Annotated in this window: 16 protein-coding genes and 1 tRNA gene; 5 read left to right on the top strand and 12 right to left on the bottom strand. The window is 69.2% G+C overall.

What is annotated here, in order from left to right:
* Nucleotides 1–4: 4 nt before the first annotated feature.
* Genes AC2D10_RS01275 through AC2D10_RS01255 form a run of 5 tightly spaced genes read right to left on the bottom strand, consistent with a single transcriptional unit; the run spans nt 5 to nt 4337 of the window.
* Complete coding sequence (locus AC2D10_RS01275) at nt 5–1168, bottom strand: glycoside hydrolase family 3 N-terminal domain-containing protein (RefSeq protein ID WP_484709974.1); 1164 nt, start codon at nt 1166–1168, stop codon at nt 5–7.
* Between the two features lie 44 nt (nt 1169–1212).
* Entirely contained in the window at nt 1213–1869 is a 657-nt protein-coding gene (locus tag AC2D10_RS01270) for an SDR family oxidoreductase (protein ID WP_484709973.1), read from the bottom strand.
* 31 nt (nt 1870–1900) lie between these two features.
* A complete protein-coding gene (locus AC2D10_RS01265) occupies nt 1901–2431 on the bottom strand; it encodes a hypothetical protein (RefSeq protein ID WP_484709972.1) in 531 nt (176 codons plus the stop codon).
* Nucleotides 2428–3216 carry a hypothetical protein gene (locus AC2D10_RS01260; protein ID WP_484709971.1) on the bottom strand — a complete coding sequence of 263 codons (789 nt, stop codon included), beginning with the start codon at nt 3214–3216 and terminating at the stop codon, nt 2428–2430. The genes AC2D10_RS01265 and AC2D10_RS01260 overlap by 4 nt, the downstream gene beginning before the upstream one ends.
* 44 nt (nt 3217–3260) lie before the next feature.
* On the bottom strand, nt 3261–4337 hold the full coding sequence (locus AC2D10_RS01255) for an NAD(P)-binding domain-containing protein (RefSeq protein ID WP_484709970.1): 1077 nt from the start codon (nt 4335–4337) through the stop codon (nt 3261–3263).
* A 137-nt stretch (nt 4338–4474) separates the two neighbouring features.
* Here AC2D10_RS01255 and AC2D10_RS01250 point away from each other — a divergent pair.
* Both AC2D10_RS01250 and AC2D10_RS01245 read left to right on the top strand, forming a co-directional pair.
* Nucleotides 4475–4547, top strand: a tRNA-Ala gene (locus tag AC2D10_RS01250).
* A gap of 92 nt (nt 4548–4639) precedes the next feature.
* A complete protein-coding gene (locus tag AC2D10_RS01245) occupies nt 4640–5206 on the top strand; it encodes an NUDIX hydrolase (protein WP_484709969.1) in 567 nt (188 codons plus the stop codon).
* Here the strand turns inward: AC2D10_RS01245 and AC2D10_RS01240 are convergent.
* Complete coding sequence (locus AC2D10_RS01240; protein ID WP_484709968.1) at nt 5203–5364, bottom strand: hypothetical protein; 162 nt, start codon at nt 5362–5364, stop codon at nt 5203–5205. The two genes, AC2D10_RS01245 and AC2D10_RS01240, sit on opposite strands and share 4 nt — an antisense overlap.
* 144 nt (nt 5365–5508) lie before the next feature.
* Here AC2D10_RS01240 and AC2D10_RS01235 point away from each other — a divergent pair, with 144 nt between their 5' ends.
* From AC2D10_RS01235 to AC2D10_RS01225, 3 genes are read left to right on the top strand one after another with little or no spacing between them, the layout of a single operon-like run.
* The gene (locus tag AC2D10_RS01235; protein ID WP_484709967.1) at nt 5509–5718 is read left to right on the top strand and encodes a heavy-metal-associated domain-containing protein; all 210 of its coding nucleotides are present in this window, start codon (nt 5509–5511) and stop codon (nt 5716–5718) included.
* Between the two features lie 56 nt (nt 5719–5774).
* Nucleotides 5775–8033, top strand: coding sequence for a heavy metal translocating P-type ATPase (locus AC2D10_RS01230; protein ID WP_484709966.1), 2259 nt, complete (start codon nt 5775–5777; stop codon nt 8031–8033).
* Nucleotides 8034–8056: 23 nt separating this feature from the next.
* Nucleotides 8057–10099 carry a heavy metal translocating P-type ATPase gene (locus AC2D10_RS01225; protein ID WP_484709965.1) on the top strand — a complete coding sequence of 681 codons (2043 nt, stop codon included), beginning with the start codon at nt 8057–8059 and terminating at the stop codon, nt 10097–10099.
* 52 nt (nt 10100–10151) lie between these two features.
* Here the strand turns inward: AC2D10_RS01225 and AC2D10_RS01220 are convergent, their stop codons facing one another.
* From AC2D10_RS01220 to AC2D10_RS01195, 6 genes are all read right to left on the bottom strand, one after another.
* Entirely contained in the window at nt 10152–10406 is a 255-nt protein-coding gene (locus AC2D10_RS01220; protein WP_484709964.1) for a hypothetical protein, read from the bottom strand.
* 193 nt (nt 10407–10599) lie between these two features.
* Complete coding sequence (gene rsfS, locus AC2D10_RS01215) at nt 10600–10986, bottom strand: ribosome silencing factor (RefSeq protein ID WP_484709963.1); 387 nt, start codon at nt 10984–10986, stop codon at nt 10600–10602.
* Nucleotides 10986–12059 (bottom strand): hypothetical protein, encoded by a 1074-nt coding sequence (locus tag AC2D10_RS01210; RefSeq protein ID WP_484709962.1) that lies wholly within the window; start codon nt 12057–12059, stop codon nt 10986–10988. The genes rsfS and AC2D10_RS01210 overlap by 1 nt, the downstream gene beginning before the upstream one ends.
* Nucleotides 12056–12658: a nicotinate-nucleotide adenylyltransferase gene (gene nadD, locus AC2D10_RS01205; protein WP_484709961.1), complete on the bottom strand. Its 603-nt coding sequence runs from the start codon at nt 12656–12658 to the stop codon at nt 12056–12058. The genes AC2D10_RS01210 and nadD overlap by 4 nt, the downstream gene beginning before the upstream one ends.
* Before the next feature lie 7 nt (nt 12659–12665).
* Nucleotides 12666–12890: a hypothetical protein gene (locus AC2D10_RS01200; protein WP_484709960.1), complete on the bottom strand. Its 225-nt coding sequence runs from the start codon at nt 12888–12890 to the stop codon at nt 12666–12668.
* 51 nt (nt 12891–12941) lie between these two features.
* On the bottom strand, nt 12942–14195 hold the full coding sequence (locus AC2D10_RS01195) for a glutamate-5-semialdehyde dehydrogenase (protein ID WP_484709959.1): 1254 nt from the start codon (nt 14193–14195) through the stop codon (nt 12942–12944).
* Between the last annotated feature and the right edge of the window lie 8 nt (nt 14196–14203).

Raw genomic sequence — 14203 nt, 5'->3', positions numbered from 1 at the left:
CTGATCAGTCGGCCGGTTCGCAGTCGTCGCAGACCGTCCACGCCGAGGTGGAGCTCGCCAGCTCGAGCCGCAGGGCCATCACCCGCGTCGCCGCTTGCTGCAGACGCTCGGGAGGCAGCGTGCCCGCGTCGACCGCAGCGGTGATCCCGGTGACGATGCTCCCGGCCGTCTCCGCGGTCGATCCGGCGATCATGAGCACCAGGTCGTTCCCCGCCGCGACCGCCGTCACCGCATTGGCGACCGGGTCCGCGTACGCGGGCACCCCAGAGGACAGCAGCATTCCCAGGTCGTCTGTCACCGTCACGCCCTCGAAGCCGAGCTCGTCGCGGATGATGCGGTGCCACGCCGGAGACAGCGTCGCCGGAGCCGCGTCGACCGCCGTGTACGACAGATGTCCGAGCATGAGCAGCGACGCACCGGCATCGATGCCCGCCACGAACGGCACCGCGTCGGAGCGACGCCAGTCGTCGAGACTCATCGGAGTGCTCGGGATGCCGCTGTGCGAGTCTCCCGGGGCGGCACCGTGCCCCGGGAAGTGCTTGAGGGTCGAGGCGAGCACCCGCTCCTGCGCTCCTGTGACTGCCGCGACGCGTTCTGCCGCAGAAGCGGGGTCGGTGCCCAGTGCGCGTCCGTGGATGAACGAGGATCGATCTGCGGTGATGTCGGCCACCGTGCCGAAGTTCACCGTGATCCCGGCGCGGGCGACCAGTGACGCCCGCGCGGCGAAGGCCGCGGCCGCATCGGAGGGCGGCTGGTCCTTGAGCGTCGTGGACGCCGGGAAGACGTCTCCTGGCAGGCGGGAGACGATGCCGCCCTCCTGGTCCACCGCGATCAGCGGCGGCAGGGTCGGGTCGATCGTCACTGCGTCCGTGAGGGCGGTCAGCTCGGCCTCGGTGGCGGGGATGTTGCCGCCCATCAGGATGAAGCCGCCGAGACCCGCCTGCATGTAGGAGCGGAGCGCCGCGGGGTCGGTGCCGCCGATGTGCCCCATCACGATGGAGGCGGCCTGCTCGGCGGTGGTCATCTCGGCGACGATCGCGGCCGCCTGTGCCGCCGGGCCCGTAGGCTGCTCTGTCTCCGAAGCGGCCGCGGGCAGGCCGGGTCCTGACCCCGGTGCAGCCGTGGCGGCGGCGGGCGCGGAGATCGCTGCGGCGGCGATGATCGCCATCGCCGCGACCGTCCGCGCCCACCTCCCCCGCATGCCCGCGCCGTTCAGGCGTTGAGCGCGTCGACGATCGCGACTGCGGTTTCGGGGGTGCCGTTGCCGAAGCGGATGGTGCGGCCGATCGTGCTGGGCTCCGAAAGCGCGGCGGCGATGACGGCCGCGACGTCTGCGCGCGACACCTCGCCCTTGCCATCGGGGTCGAGCTGGATGCGGCCGGTCGGCTCGTCGAACGTGAGCGTGCCCGGCCCGAGGATGGTGCCCTCGAGCGTCGTGCTGCGCAGGTGGTCGTCGGCCGCCCACTTCGCGTCGGCGTACGCGAAGAACGAGTTGTCGGGCGAGACACCGTGGTCGGCCGTGGAACCGATCCACGACACCATCAGGTACCGGGCCACATCGGCGAGTACGGCGGCGTCCATCGTTCGGATCGCCGCGTCGCGGTCGACGGCGTAGGTGCGATCGGCGGAGCCACCCCCGGCACCGGCCGACCAGACGACGGCGTCATGGCCGCGGATGGCGTCGGCGAGAGCATCGACATCCATCTGCTCGATGTCCGCGACGAGGGCCGTCGCCCCCGTGGCCTCGACATCGGCCACATGGTCGGGATTGCGGATGACGGCGGTCACCTGGTCGCCGCGCTCCACGAGCAACGGGGCCAGGAGCAGGGCGATGCGGCCGTGGCCGCCGAAGACGATGATGCGTGACATGTGTTCCTCCTCTGTCTGCCCCGGCTGTATCTCAGCGGGGCGTCTGCGAGCTGTCGATCACGAAGGCCTGCGGATGGCCGGGCAGGTAGCGCACGACCACCGGTTGGCCGGTGGGAAAGGATGCGTCGCGGTCAGGGTACGCCGCCGGGGTGAAGAAGTCGCTCTCGAGGGTGTACTCGACACCCTCTGCCGTGGTGAAAGTGATCCAGTGGCCGTCGACCGCCGCCGTCGTCGGTCGTCCGTTGTCGAAGATGTATGCCCGGGTCACCGGGACGCCGGCGAGGCTCAGGATGCCGATCACGAGGGATCCCAGCATCAGGACGGTGAGCACGCGGAACAGGATGCGCACGACGCGTCGGCCGACCTGTCCCGTGATGCGCCGTGTGGGGCGAACCAGCCCTTCGCGCTCTCGGATGCGATCGAGGGCAACACCCGACCGACCGAGCCCTCGCACCGACATCGCCACCAGACCGAAGAGGGAGAAACCGGCGATGAAGACCATGACGTAGCCGTGAGATGCCGGGAAGTTCACCAGCCAGATGAGGGTGTCGAGCGGGTTCATCGCTCCGGTCCCTTCTCGAGCGTCACGGCGACAGTCCGCGGGTCCTCGCGTCGGTAGTACGCCCAGATCGGTGCGCCGACCTGGAATCGCGAGATCACGTCCGGGAAGACGAACGCGGTGGTCTCCGCCTCCCACGTGGCCTGATCCTCCGGCGCCAACAGCACGGTGAGTGCCAGTTCGCTCTGCCCTTCGCGCTGGCGGCCCGTGGGTCGGACGGCGAGCACGGAAGCGCGCACCGGTGTTCCTGTCGTCCGTGCCCGCACCTGCCGCGGATCGATCAGACCGCGCTCGATCCGCCAGGCGAGCATGGCGTCGATCACGGCGGGATCACGCGGATCGGCCATCTCGACCACGTCGGGGTCGGTCAGGCTGTACCGCACCGGCAGAGGCAGGTTGACCTGCAGGGCGCCCGCATCAGTGGGATCCACCAGCATCCGCAACTGCCCGATGAAGTCCTCGGCGGCCCGCGGAGTGACCCGCACGAAGATGTCGTACTGCGGCACGTCGTTGACGGTGAGCCCGGTGCGCGCGACGTCGACGATACGCCCCACGCCGATCTCGGTCTCGCCCCGCAGCCGGCGACGCGAGAGGCCGCCGAGCACGCCGCCGAAGGTCAGGAGCAGACCCCACGCGACGCCGATGATGATCGGCGCCACGAGTGTGTCCTCGCCGACGAAGGGCAGGACCGAGGAACGCTGATCGGCTGCGAACAGCCCCTCGCCCACCCAGACGGCCAGCCACGCCGAGAGCAGCAGCCAGGCGACTGTGAACACGACGCGGATCATGTCTTCAGCGTAGCGACCGCGTCCGACGCGGGCCGGCGAGCCGGTCAGACCTCGGCCCCTTCCGGGGTGTCGGCCATCGCCGCGAGGGAGCGTCGCACGCCGTTCGCCGCCGATCGCCCGGCACGGTTGGCGCCGATCGTGCTCGCCGACGGCCCGTATCCGACGAGTTGCACACGCGGATCCTTCACTGCGGTCGTGCCGCGCCCGCCGCGGTCGAGCTGGATTCCCCCGGCGGCGCTCCGCAGATGCAGCGGCGCCAGGTGACCGATCGCCGGGCGGAACCCCGTGGCCCACAGGATCACGTCGACACGCTCGAACGATCCGTCCGCCCAGCGGACGCCGTCCGGCTCGATCCGCTCGAACATCGGTCGGCGGGCGGCGTACGCGCCGAGGCGCTCGGCCTCGCGCTCCTGCGGACGCAGCATCAGCCCCGTCACGCTCACGACGCTCTGCGGGGGCAGGCCCTGCGCGACCCGCTGCTCGACGAGGGCGACCGCGGCGGCACCCGCCTCGGGCGTGAAATCGTCGGTCCGCCAGACCGGCTCGCGGCGGGTGACCCACAGCGTGTCGGTCAGCGGAGCGAGCGCGCCGAGGAACTGCACCGCCGACGCACCACCGCCCACCACCAGAACCCGTTTGCCGATGAAGTGCGCGGGCCCGGGGTAGTCCACCGTATGCAGCTGCTCGCCGAGGAACGTCTCCATGCCCGGGTAGTGCGGCAGGAACGGGTGCGTCCAGGTGCCGGTCGCGTTGATCAGTGTGCGCGAACGCCACTCCCGCTTCCCGGCACGCACGACGAGAACGCCGCCGTCATCGTCGACACGGTCCACGGCGACCGGACGGATGACGGGGAGCTCGTTGGCCCGCTCATAGGCGGAGAAGTATCTGGGCACGGCGGTATTCGCGCGCGCACCGTCACGCGGCGGCGGGGTGTCGCCCGGCAGCTCGGCGACGCCGTGCACGTCGCGCATCGTCAGTGCATCCCACCGGTGCCGCCAGGCTCCGCCCGGCTCGTCGTCAGAGTCCAGCACGATGTGCGAGATGCCGAGACGGGACAGGTGATACGACGCCGAGAGCCCGGCCTGGCCCGCGCCGATCACGATGCTGTCGAGGATGCTCACCCCCGGGAGAACACCCACGCGGCGGCGGTTGTTCCGGCCGTGTCGCGGCACGCCCGGGATGCTCGCGCCGATTGGTGCTCGCGCAGATTCGTGTAGTACTCTTTTCAAGTTGCCTCGCGGTCAAGGAGGCAGAGTTCGGGCCTGTGGCGCAGCTGGTAGCGCACCTGCATGGCATGCAGGGGGTCGGGGGTTCGAGTCCCCCCAGGTCCACCGAATAAGCCCCCGGATATCCGGGGGCTTTCTTCATTCCCGCGGTTGCCGGTGTTGCCGGTCTCGTCAATGTCGCGCTCTACGCTGATCTCATGGACACCCTGGTCGAGAACGCGCGGTCCCTCGTCCGCGGCTGGACACCGCTCACAGCCGCCGAGCAGGTGTCTGCGGAGTCGTTCGCCGTGCATTTCCTCGGCACTGCTTCTCCGATGTGGCGGGGTTCCGGCCCGGATCACGCCACGGCATCCGGCCTGGTGCTCGATGCCTCGCTGTCGCGCACGCTGCTGGTCTATCACCGCAAAGGACGCTTCTGGGTTCAGCCCGGCGGGCATGTGGAAGAGGGCGATTCCGTGCTCGCCGACACGGCCCGTCGGGAGGTTCGCGAAGAGACGGGGCTGGAGCTCGGGCCCGCACTCGCGTATGACCTCGACCACCACGCACTGAGCGCGAGCTTCGGGCGCTGCTCCTCCCACTTGGACTTCGGGTTCGCCTTCATCGCGGACCCGGATGCTGCACTGACTGTCAGCGATGAGTCCGAGGACCTGCGCTGGTGGTCCCTCGACGCACTCCCCTCAGAGCTGGCGACCGGCGTGGACCGGCGCCTGCTTGGGGCACGGCGACGACTGTCGTCCGTCGAATCGGGCGCTCGCGACGTCTAGTCGGTGTGGCGACCTTCCTCACCCGGGACCTCCTCCGCCGCTTCGGGCTCAGCCTCGACGGGTGCGAAATCCGCGTCGGTGATGTTGCCGGACGCGATGTCGGAGTCGGGCCCGTCGTAGGTGCTGTCATCCTCTGAGGCGTGTCGTTCGGTGCTCATGCTGCCGTCCTTTCTGTGAGCGGACTCTCATCATCGCCGGACGGATCGGATCTGTGACCCCGGTTGTGGGAATAGATGCCGGACGGCTAGGTTGTAGTTGAAGTACCCCCCGGGGGTATCCCATCCAAGGAGGAGAATAGAACTATGAACACCACTGAGTACCAGGTGACGGGCATGACCTGCGGACACTGCGAGATGTCGGTGCGCGAAGAGGTCGGTCAGATCGCCGGAGTCGACGACATCCAGGTGAGCGCGAAGAACGGCACTCTCCTCGTGACGTCCACCGATGCCGTCGACGACGCCGCCGTGCTCGCCGCGGTCGAAGAGGCCGGCTACTCGGCCGCGCGGCGCTGACCCGCGGGCGACACACACCTCACTCCGTCAGCACCAGACCTCAGAAGGACACACGCATGAGCACCTCAGCACCCCTGAGCGGGGCGACCGGCATCGAACTGCAGATCGGCGGCATGACCTGCGCCTCCTGCGCGATGCGCATCGAGAAGAAGCTGAACAAGCTCGACGGCGTCTCAGCCAGCGTGAACTATGCCACCGAGAAGGCGCAGGTCACGATCCCCGACGGCTACGACCCGGCGGCACTGATCGCCGAGGTCGAGAAGACCGGATACACGGCCGCGCTCCCCGCTCCTCCGCGAACGCAGAAGGACGATGCCGATACCGACGACGCCGATCCGGAACTGACCTCGCTCCGCACCCGTCTGATCGTCTCGGTGGTGCTGACCGTTCCGGTGATCCTGATGGCGATGGTGCCGCTCTTCCAGTTCACCTACTGGCAGTGGGCGTCGCTCGCGCTGGCAGCTCCCGTCATCATCTGGGGCGGGCTGCCCTTCCACCGCGCCGCGTGGATGAACCTGCGGCACGGCGCAGCCACCATGGACACACTCATCTCGATGGGCACGTCGGCCGCGTTCCTCTGGTCGCTGTATGCGCTGTTCTTCGGCACCGCCGGCATGCCCGGCATGGTGCATCCCTTCGAGTTCACCCTCGCGCCGTCCGACGGCGCCGCCAACATCTACCTCGAGGTCGGCGCCGGCGTGACGATGTTCATCCTCGCGGGACGGTACTTCGAGAAGCGCTCGAAGCGTCAGGCGGGTGCCGCGCTGCGCGCACTGCTCGAGCTGGGGGCGAAGGAGGTCGCCGTGCTCCGCGCCGGCGTCGAGACGAGGATTCCCGTGCAGGACCTGCAGGTCGGCGACGAGTTCATCGTGCGCCCCGGTGAGAAGATCGCCACCGACGGCATCGTCACCTCCGGCACATCAGCGGTCGACGCCTCGATGCTGACCGGTGAGTCCGTGCCCGTGGAGGTGCGCGAGGGCGATGCCGTGACGGGAGCGACCGTCAACGCCGGCGGTCGGCTCGTGATCCGCGCCACCCGCATCGGCTCCGACACGCAGCTCGCGCAGATGGCGAAGCTCGTGGAGCAGGCGCAGACGGGCAAGGCCGAGGTGCAGCGTCTGGCCGACCGGATCTCGGGCATATTCGTCCCCATCGTCCTGGTGGTCGCCGCCGTCACGCTCGCCGTCTGGCTGATCGCTGGCTTCCCCGCCGCTGCGGCCTTCACCGCCGCCGTCGCCGTGCTGGTCATCGCCTGCCCGTGCGCACTGGGCCTCGCAACGCCCACAGCGCTGCTGGTCGGCACCGGCCGCGGCGCGCAGATGGGCGTGCTGATCAAGGGCCCGGAGGTGCTCGAGTCCACCCGTCGCGTCGACACCGTCGTGCTCGACAAGACCGGCACCGTCACCAGCGGCCGGATGGCTCTCGTCGATGTCGTCCTCGAACCCGGCACCGACCGCGCGGAGCTGCTTCGCCTCGCCGGTGCGCTGGAGGACGCCTCGGAACACCCCATCGCTCAGGCGATCGCGAGGGCAGCCACTCAGGAGACGGGTCCGCTCGCCGCTGTGGACGGGTTCATGAACATCGAGGGCCGGGGCGTGCAGGGCATCGTCGACGGCCACGCCGTGATCGTCGGCCGCGAGACGCTCCTCGCCGAGTGGTCGCAGACCCTGAGCCCCGCGGTTGCGGAAGCGAAGGCAGCGGCCGAGCGCGAGGGCACGACCGTCGTCGCCGTCGGCTGGGACGGCCGCGCCCGCGGCATCCTCCTCGTCGCCGACACCGTCAAGCCCACGAGCGCAGAAGCCGTCACTCAGCTGAGAGCGCTCGGGCTCACCCCGGTGCTCCTCACCGGAGACAACGAGGCCGTGGCGCGTCGCATCGCGCAGGAAGTCGGCATCGACGAGGTCATCGCCGAGGTGCTGCCGCAGGAGAAGCTCGCCGTCATCACGCGGCTGCAGTCCGAGGGTCGCGTCGTCGCGATGGTCGGAGACGGAGTGAACGACGCCCCGGCTCTCGCTCAGGCCGACCTGGGTCTGGCGATGGGCACCGGCACCGACGTCGCGATCGAAGCGTCCGACATCACGCTGGTCAGAGGAGATCTGCGCAGCGTCGTCGACGCGATCCGCCTCTCGCGCAAGACGCTGCGCACCATCAAGACGAACCTGTTCTGGGCCTTCGCCTACAACGTCGCCGCGATCCCGGTCGCCGCGCTCGGCCTGCTCAACCCCATGCTCGCCGGTGCCGCCATGGCTCTCTCGAGTGTTTTCGTGGTCGGCAACAGTCTGCGGCTGCGCGGCTTCCGCAGCGTCACGCGCTGACCTGCGGGCAAGGAGGAAGAAGCATGGACATGTCGCACCAGGAGCACCGGCCGACCGAGCACCAGCACCACGAGCAGCACGGCCACGGGGACGCGCACGGCCACGGCCACCACGATCACGTCGGTCAGTTCCGGCGCCTGTTCTGGATCAACCTCGTGATCGCTGTGCCGGTCGTCGCGTTCTCGCCGATGTTCGCGATGATCCTCGGCTACGAGGTCCCGGGGTGGGCGCGATTCGTGGCGCCGGTGCTGGGCACAGTCATGTACGTGTGGGGCGGGAGACCGTTCCTCACCGGAGCCGTCAGCGAGATCCGCACCCGCGCGCCCGGGATGATGCTGCTGATCGGTCTGGCCATCACGGTGGCATTCCTCGCCTCCTGGGGCGCCACGCTCGGCATCCTGCACCACGAGCTGGAGTTCTGGTGGGAGCTCGCACTCCTGATCGTGATCATGCTGCTCGGGCACTGGATCGAGATGCGGTCCCTCGCCCAGACCACGTCGGCACTCGACTCGCTCGCCGCCCTGCTGCCCGACGAGGCGGAGCGCGTCGAGGGCGATGCTGTCGTCACGGTCTCTCCCGCGGACCTCGTCGTGGGCGACGTGGTGGTCATCCGCCCCGGCGGCAGCATCCCGGCCGACGGTCGTGTCGTCGACGGAACTGCGGCGATGGACGAGTCGATGGTGACCGGGGAATCACGTCCCGTGACCCGCACGTCCGGAGACGCCGTGACCGCCGGAACCGTCGCGACCGACTCCGGCCTGCGCGTCGAGATCACCGCGACGGGCGACGACACCGCCCTGGCGGGCATCCAGCGACTGGTCACCGAGGCGCAGAACTCGACGTCGCGCGCCCAGCGCCTCGCCGATCGCGCAGCTGCCCTGCTGTTCTGGTTCGCCCTGGTGTCGGCCGCTCTCACGGCGGTCGTCTGGACTCTGATCGGGCGTCCGGATGACGCCGTCATTCGGAGCATCACCGTGCTGGTGATCGCCTGCCCGCACGCGCTCGGCCTCGCCATTCCGCTGGTGGTCTCGATCGCCACGGAGCGCGCTGCGCGCGCCGGGGTGCTGATCAAGGATCGTCTGGCGCTCGAGAGCATGCGCACCGTCGACGCAGTGCTCTTCGACAAGACCGGGACCCTCACGGTGGGCGCCCCGACGGTCACGGGCATCGAGACCGTCGATGGCATCGATGAGAACCGACTTCTCGATCTGGCGGCATCGGCCGAGACCGACAGCGAGCACCCGCTCGCTCGAGCGATCGTGCGCGCCGCTCAGGAGAAGCAGCGGACCCTGCCCCCGTCGTCGGGGTTCACATCGTCGCCCGCGGTCGGCGTGACCGCGGTGGTCGAGGGGCACGAAATCCGAGTCGGCGGACCGCGCCTGCTCGCGGAAGCAGGCGCGAGCGAACTCGAACACACCGACGCCTGGCGCAGCGAGGGCGCGATCATCCTCCACGTCATCATCGACGGGAAGGTCGCCGGTGCGCTGAAGCTCGCCGACGAGGTGCGCCCGGAGTCCCGGCAGGCGGTCGATGCGCTCCATGCCCGCGGCGTCGAGGTCGTGATGATCACGGGCGACGCCCCGGCCGTCGCCGAATCCGTCGCCGCGCGACTCGGCATCGACCGGGTGTTCGCCGGGGTGCGCCCCGAGGACAAGTCCGCGAAGGTCGCCGAACTCCAGCGCGAAGGCAAGAAGGTTGCGATGGTCGGCGACGGTGTGAACGACGCCCCCGCGCTCGCGCAGGCGGATGTCGGCATCGCGATCGGCGCAGGGACGGATGTCGCCGTCGCCTCGGCCGGCGTCATCCTCGCCAGCTCCGACCCGCGATCCGTGCTCTCGGTCATCTCACTGTCGCAGGCGACCTACCGCAAGATGACGCAGAACCTCTGGTGGGCGGCGGGGTACAACCTGCTCTCGGTGCCGCTCGCGGCGGGCGTCCTCGCTCCGGTGGGATTCGTGCTGCCGATGTCGGTGGGTGCCGTGCTGATGTCACTCTCGACCGTGGTCGTCGCGCTCAACGCTCAACTGCTCCGACGGATCGACCTCGCACCGGACGCCGTCATCTGACGCATCCGCACACACGAACGGCCACCTCATCCTCGAGGTGGCCGTTCGTCATTCAGGTCGCGTAGATCGGTGGCAGATGCCGGATGGGCACCGGCCTGGTCGCCCGGCTCACACCGAGCATCCGCTCGACATCGAGCAGGATCGCCTCGGTGCTGTCGTAGGAGATCGCCAGGGGCAGGTCGCGCAGCCACGCGACCTCGAACTCCGTCGGCGCGACCTCGTACACGCGCGCGACGAGATGGCGGGCGTCGCCAGGCGGATACCGCAGGTCGTTGACGACCCATTCGGATGCTGACACGCGATGCATGGAACAGCGTTGTCTCGGTCCTTCACTCATTACTCTCAGCCCTCCTAGACTTCTCTCCCCGCATAACAGTCTGCGGTGGAGGTCTGGATGACGACAGGCCCTTGACAGGCGTGAGGCGATCGGCAGGCGGCGGCAGACACACGAAGAACGCCCCGCCGAATCCGGCGGGGCGTTCTTCATACTCGGGGCGAAATCAGTCCCCCGCGGGGGTCTCCGCGGGCTCGGCAACGTCGATCGGGACGACCGGGCAGTCCTTCCACAGGCGCTCGAGCCCGTAGTACACGCGCTCTTCCTGGTGGAAGACGTGCACGATCAGGTCTCCGAAGTCGAGGAGCACCCAGCGTGCCTCGGCCCGGCCTTCGCGGCGCACGCGTCGGTGACCGGATTCGATCAGTCGGTCCTCGATCTCGTCGGCGATGGCGGCGACGTTTCGCTCGCTGTTACCGGTGACGAGGAGGAAGATGTCGACGAGCGGAAGAGGCTCCGACACGTTCAACGCGATGAGATCCTCACCGCCCTTCGAGATGGCGGCTTCTGCGGCGAGCCGCAGCATTTCTTCGGCAGTTTCAGGTGATTGCATCAGAACACATTCGTGGTGATGGCGAAGACCAGCACGACGCCCAGCGCCAAAGCGAGGCCGCCTGCCGTGATCGCCAGGATGAGCATGAGTTTGTTGCCCTTTTCCGGAGCCGGAGGACGGATGACCTCGCCGGCGGGCTTGATGGTGCTCACCGCGGAGCTCGCGGCGATGGGGGTAGGAGAAGAGGAGGCGGCGAGTTCGCCGTCGATCAGCACGGCGTCGACGTCTTTGCCGTCGGTGGTGCCGTGCGCATGGCCCTGCGAGCCCATGCCGCGCGGCAGCTCGTAGGAGCCGGTGACGAGGATCTCGCCCGTGGAGGCGACGGGGCCCGAGAGCGAACCTTCGCCCGGCGAAGGGGTGAAGATCAGCGCGCTGGGCGCGACGTGCTGCGAGCCCGTCGAGTCACCGACGGTCAGCAACTCGTCGAACGACGGCGTGAAGGGCGTGGGTGGTTCGACGGGTTCACTCAGCACACCGACGCCGAACGCCGGGTTCACAACCGGACGCTCATCGGTGGCGACGTCGTCGACGCCTTCGTCATCATCGGTCTGCGAGCTGTCGACATCGTCCTGGGCACCGGGCGCCGGGTGAGCGAACTCCGGGACACCGGCGACGATCGTCGGGGCACCGGCCTCCGGCTCCCGGGCGATGACCTCGAGCTCGATCGGCTCTTCGTCGTGTGACGCCGACTGAGCGTCCTCGACGGGCGGCTGCTCGTGCTCGACGGCCGCCGCCTCAGCAGACTCGTTCTCAGCAGCCTCACCCTCGGCGGCATCGACCGGTCCCGTACGGCCACGCTCCCGCGCGCGCACCTGGCGGCGGGTCAGGGCGCCCGATGAGGGAGCGACGGACGCGTCGGCGATCGGTGCGTCGGTGGCCGGCGACTCCTCACGGGGAGCCTCCTGCGCGTTCTCAACCTCGACCTGGGGAACCGGCGGTGCCGACGGCGCACTCGACTCAGCCGCGGCGGCCGCCTCTTCGGCGGTGATGACCGGGGTGGACCCCGTCAGACGGATCTCCCGCAGCTGCTTGCGCGTCAGCGGACCGTGTTCGTTCGGATCCGATGTACTCATGCCTTGCTCCGATACAGATGATGCTTCGCGATGTACTGGACGACTCCGTCGGGAACGAGGTACCAGACCGGTTGATCGTCACGAACACGTTCACGGCAGGCGGTCGAGGAGATCGAAAGCGCCGGCACCTCAAGCTGGCTGACGTTGTCGCTCGGGAGGCCGTCGGTGCTCAGAACGTGTCCTGGGCGAGAGACCGCGACGAAGTGGGCCAACTCCCACAACTCATCATGGTCTCTCCAACTGAGAATTTGCGCCACGGCGTCGGCACCCGAGATGAAGAACAGGTCGGCGTCCGGGCGATCCCGCTTGAGGTCCCGGAGAGTGTCGATCGTGTACGTCGGCCCTTCACGGGCGATGTCGACGCGGCTCACGGTGAACTGCGGGTTCGATGCGGTCGCGATGACCGTCATCAGATAACGGTGCTCGCTCGGCGTCACACCCGACTTCTGCCAGGGGTGACCGGTGGGAACGAACACCACTTCGTCGAGGTCGAAGGAGTGCGCGACCTCGCTCGCAGCGACCAGGTGCCCGTGGTGGATGGGGTCGAACGTACCGCCCATCACGCCGATGCGTGGAGCACGCGGGGTCGCTGTGTTCATAGTGGCCTCAGTGGCCGTGCCCCGCCCCGTGATCGTCCTTACCGTGAGCGGCGGCCCAGGCGTCGGCCTTGGCCGAGTGACGGTTGGCGACATGGCGGTACGACAGTGTCACGAGCCCGAGGAACGCGAAGAGGAGTGCCGCGATGACTCCGAAGATGAAGGTCTCGGCGGCCACGTTGCCGTGGTGCTCGGTCTCGGCGGCGGCCATCGCGATCTGTGCGATGAGGTTCATCATGACTCCGTTTCGTGACAGGGCGCGGTACAGCGCTACCCAGTCTAGTCCTCAGCCGCGCGTCTGACCGGCCCCACGCGCCAGCCACTTGGTGCTGGTCAGCTCGGCAAGCCCCATCGGACCGCGCGCGTGCAGCTTCTGCGTCGAGATGCCCACCTCGGCGCCGAAACCGAACTCCCCGCCGTCGGTGAACCGCGTCGACGTGTTCACCATCACGACCGCCGAGTCGACGTCCGCGAGGAAGCGCTCGGCGTTGCGGGAGTCGGTCGTCACGATCGACTCGGTGTGCCCCGTGCTGTAACGGCGGATGTGGTCGAGTGCCTCGTCGAGCGAGTCCACGACCTTCATCGCGATGTCGAGGCTGAGGTACTCGGTCGACCAGTCCTCCTCGGTGGCGGGGATGACGTTGGTCATCAGACCGGCCACGATGTCGTCGCCGTGGATCGCCACGCCCTCGCTCTGCAGAGCGCTGGCGACCAGCGGGATCAGCCGCGGAGCCGCCTGCCGGTGCACGAGCACGGTCTCGACCGCGTTGCAGACGCTCGGCCGCTGCACCTTCGCGTTCACGACGATGTCGCTCGCCCAGTCGTCCGGCGCGCTCTCGTCGAGGAAGATGTGCACGTTGCCGGCGCCGGTCTCGATGACGGGCACGGTCGACTCCGTGACCACCGTCTCGATGAGTGCCGCACTGCCACGCGGCACCAGCACGTCGATCAGGCCCCGCCCGTGCATGAGCGCCCTGGCGCCCTCGCGACCGAAGTCGTCGACGGTCTGGATCGCCTCAGCGGTCACGCCCGCACCCTCGAGTGCCGCCCGCATGACCTCGACCAGGACCGTGTTGGATTCGCGTGCGGCGCTCCCGCCCCGCAGCACGACCGCGTTGCCGGAGCGCAGCGCAAGCGCGGCGATGTCGACCGTGACGTTCGGCCGGGCCTCGTAGATGGCTCCCACCACGCCGAACGGCACGCGCACCTGCTCGAGCGCGACGCCGTTGGGCATGCGATGCCCGCCGACAACGCGTCCGACAGGGTCGGGCAGCGCGGCCACCTGACGCACGGCGGCGGCAAGGGCCGCGACGCGGCTGTCGTCGAGCCGCAGGCGATCGACGAGGGACTCGCCGATGCCGTCCTCGCGGCCGCGCGCGATGTCGCGTGCATTGGCCTCGATGATCCGGCCGGACTCGGCTTCGAGAGCCACCGCGATCGCCTCGAGCGCCCGCCCCTTGTCATCGCTGGTCAGGGCGGCCGTCGCGCGGGACGCGTCCTTGGCTCGCTGCAGGCGCACCTGAGGGGTCTGATCGGTCATCCGCCCAG

The sequence above is a fragment of the Microbacterium sp. PI-SA-G genome (assembly GCF_057215335.1).
Note: the sequence above shows the minus strand (reverse complement) of the source record. Positions and strands in the feature narration are given on the sequence as shown.

Excerpts from the sequence above, each read along its gene's own strand:
- AC2D10_RS01275 (WP_484709974.1), bottom strand. The coding sequence starts at position 1,168 with ATGGCGATCATCGCCGCCGCAGCGATCTCCGCGCCCGCCGCCGCCACG.
- AC2D10_RS01270 (WP_484709973.1), bottom strand. The coding sequence starts at position 1,869 with ATGTCACGCATCATCGTCTTCGGCGGCCACGGCCGCATCGCCCTGCTC.
- AC2D10_RS01265 (WP_484709972.1), bottom strand. The coding sequence starts at position 2,431 with ATGAACCCGCTCGACACCCTCATCTGGCTGGTGAACTTCCCGGCATCT.
- AC2D10_RS01260 (WP_484709971.1), bottom strand. The coding sequence starts at position 3,216 with ATGATCCGCGTCGTGTTCACAGTCGCCTGGCTGCTGCTCTCGGCGTGG.
- AC2D10_RS01245 (WP_484709969.1), top strand. The coding sequence starts at position 4,640 with ATGGACACCCTGGTCGAGAACGCGCGGTCCCTCGTCCGCGGCTGGACA.
- AC2D10_RS01240 (WP_484709968.1), bottom strand. The coding sequence starts at position 5,364 with ATGAGCACCGAACGACACGCCTCAGAGGATGACAGCACCTACGACGGG.
- AC2D10_RS01235 (WP_484709967.1), top strand. The coding sequence starts at position 5,509 with ATGAACACCACTGAGTACCAGGTGACGGGCATGACCTGCGGACACTGC.
- AC2D10_RS01230 (WP_484709966.1), top strand. The coding sequence starts at position 5,775 with ATGAGCACCTCAGCACCCCTGAGCGGGGCGACCGGCATCGAACTGCAG.
- AC2D10_RS01225 (WP_484709965.1), top strand. The coding sequence starts at position 8,057 with ATGGACATGTCGCACCAGGAGCACCGGCCGACCGAGCACCAGCACCAC.
- AC2D10_RS01220 (WP_484709964.1), bottom strand. The coding sequence starts at position 10,406 with ATGCATCGCGTGTCAGCATCCGAATGGGTCGTCAACGACCTGCGGTAT.
- rsfS (WP_484709963.1), bottom strand. The coding sequence starts at position 10,986 with ATGCAATCACCTGAAACTGCCGAAGAAATGCTGCGGCTCGCCGCAGAA.
- AC2D10_RS01210 (WP_484709962.1), bottom strand. The coding sequence starts at position 12,059 with ATGAGTACATCGGATCCGAACGAACACGGTCCGCTGACGCGCAAGCAG.
- nadD (WP_484709961.1), bottom strand. The coding sequence starts at position 12,658 with ATGAACACAGCGACCCCGCGTGCTCCACGCATCGGCGTGATGGGCGGT.
- AC2D10_RS01200 (WP_484709960.1), bottom strand. The coding sequence starts at position 12,890 with ATGAACCTCATCGCACAGATCGCGATGGCCGCCGCCGAGACCGAGCAC.
- AC2D10_RS01195 (WP_484709959.1), bottom strand. The coding sequence starts at position 14,195 with ATGACCGATCAGACCCCTCAGGTGCGCCTGCAGCGAGCCAAGGACGCG.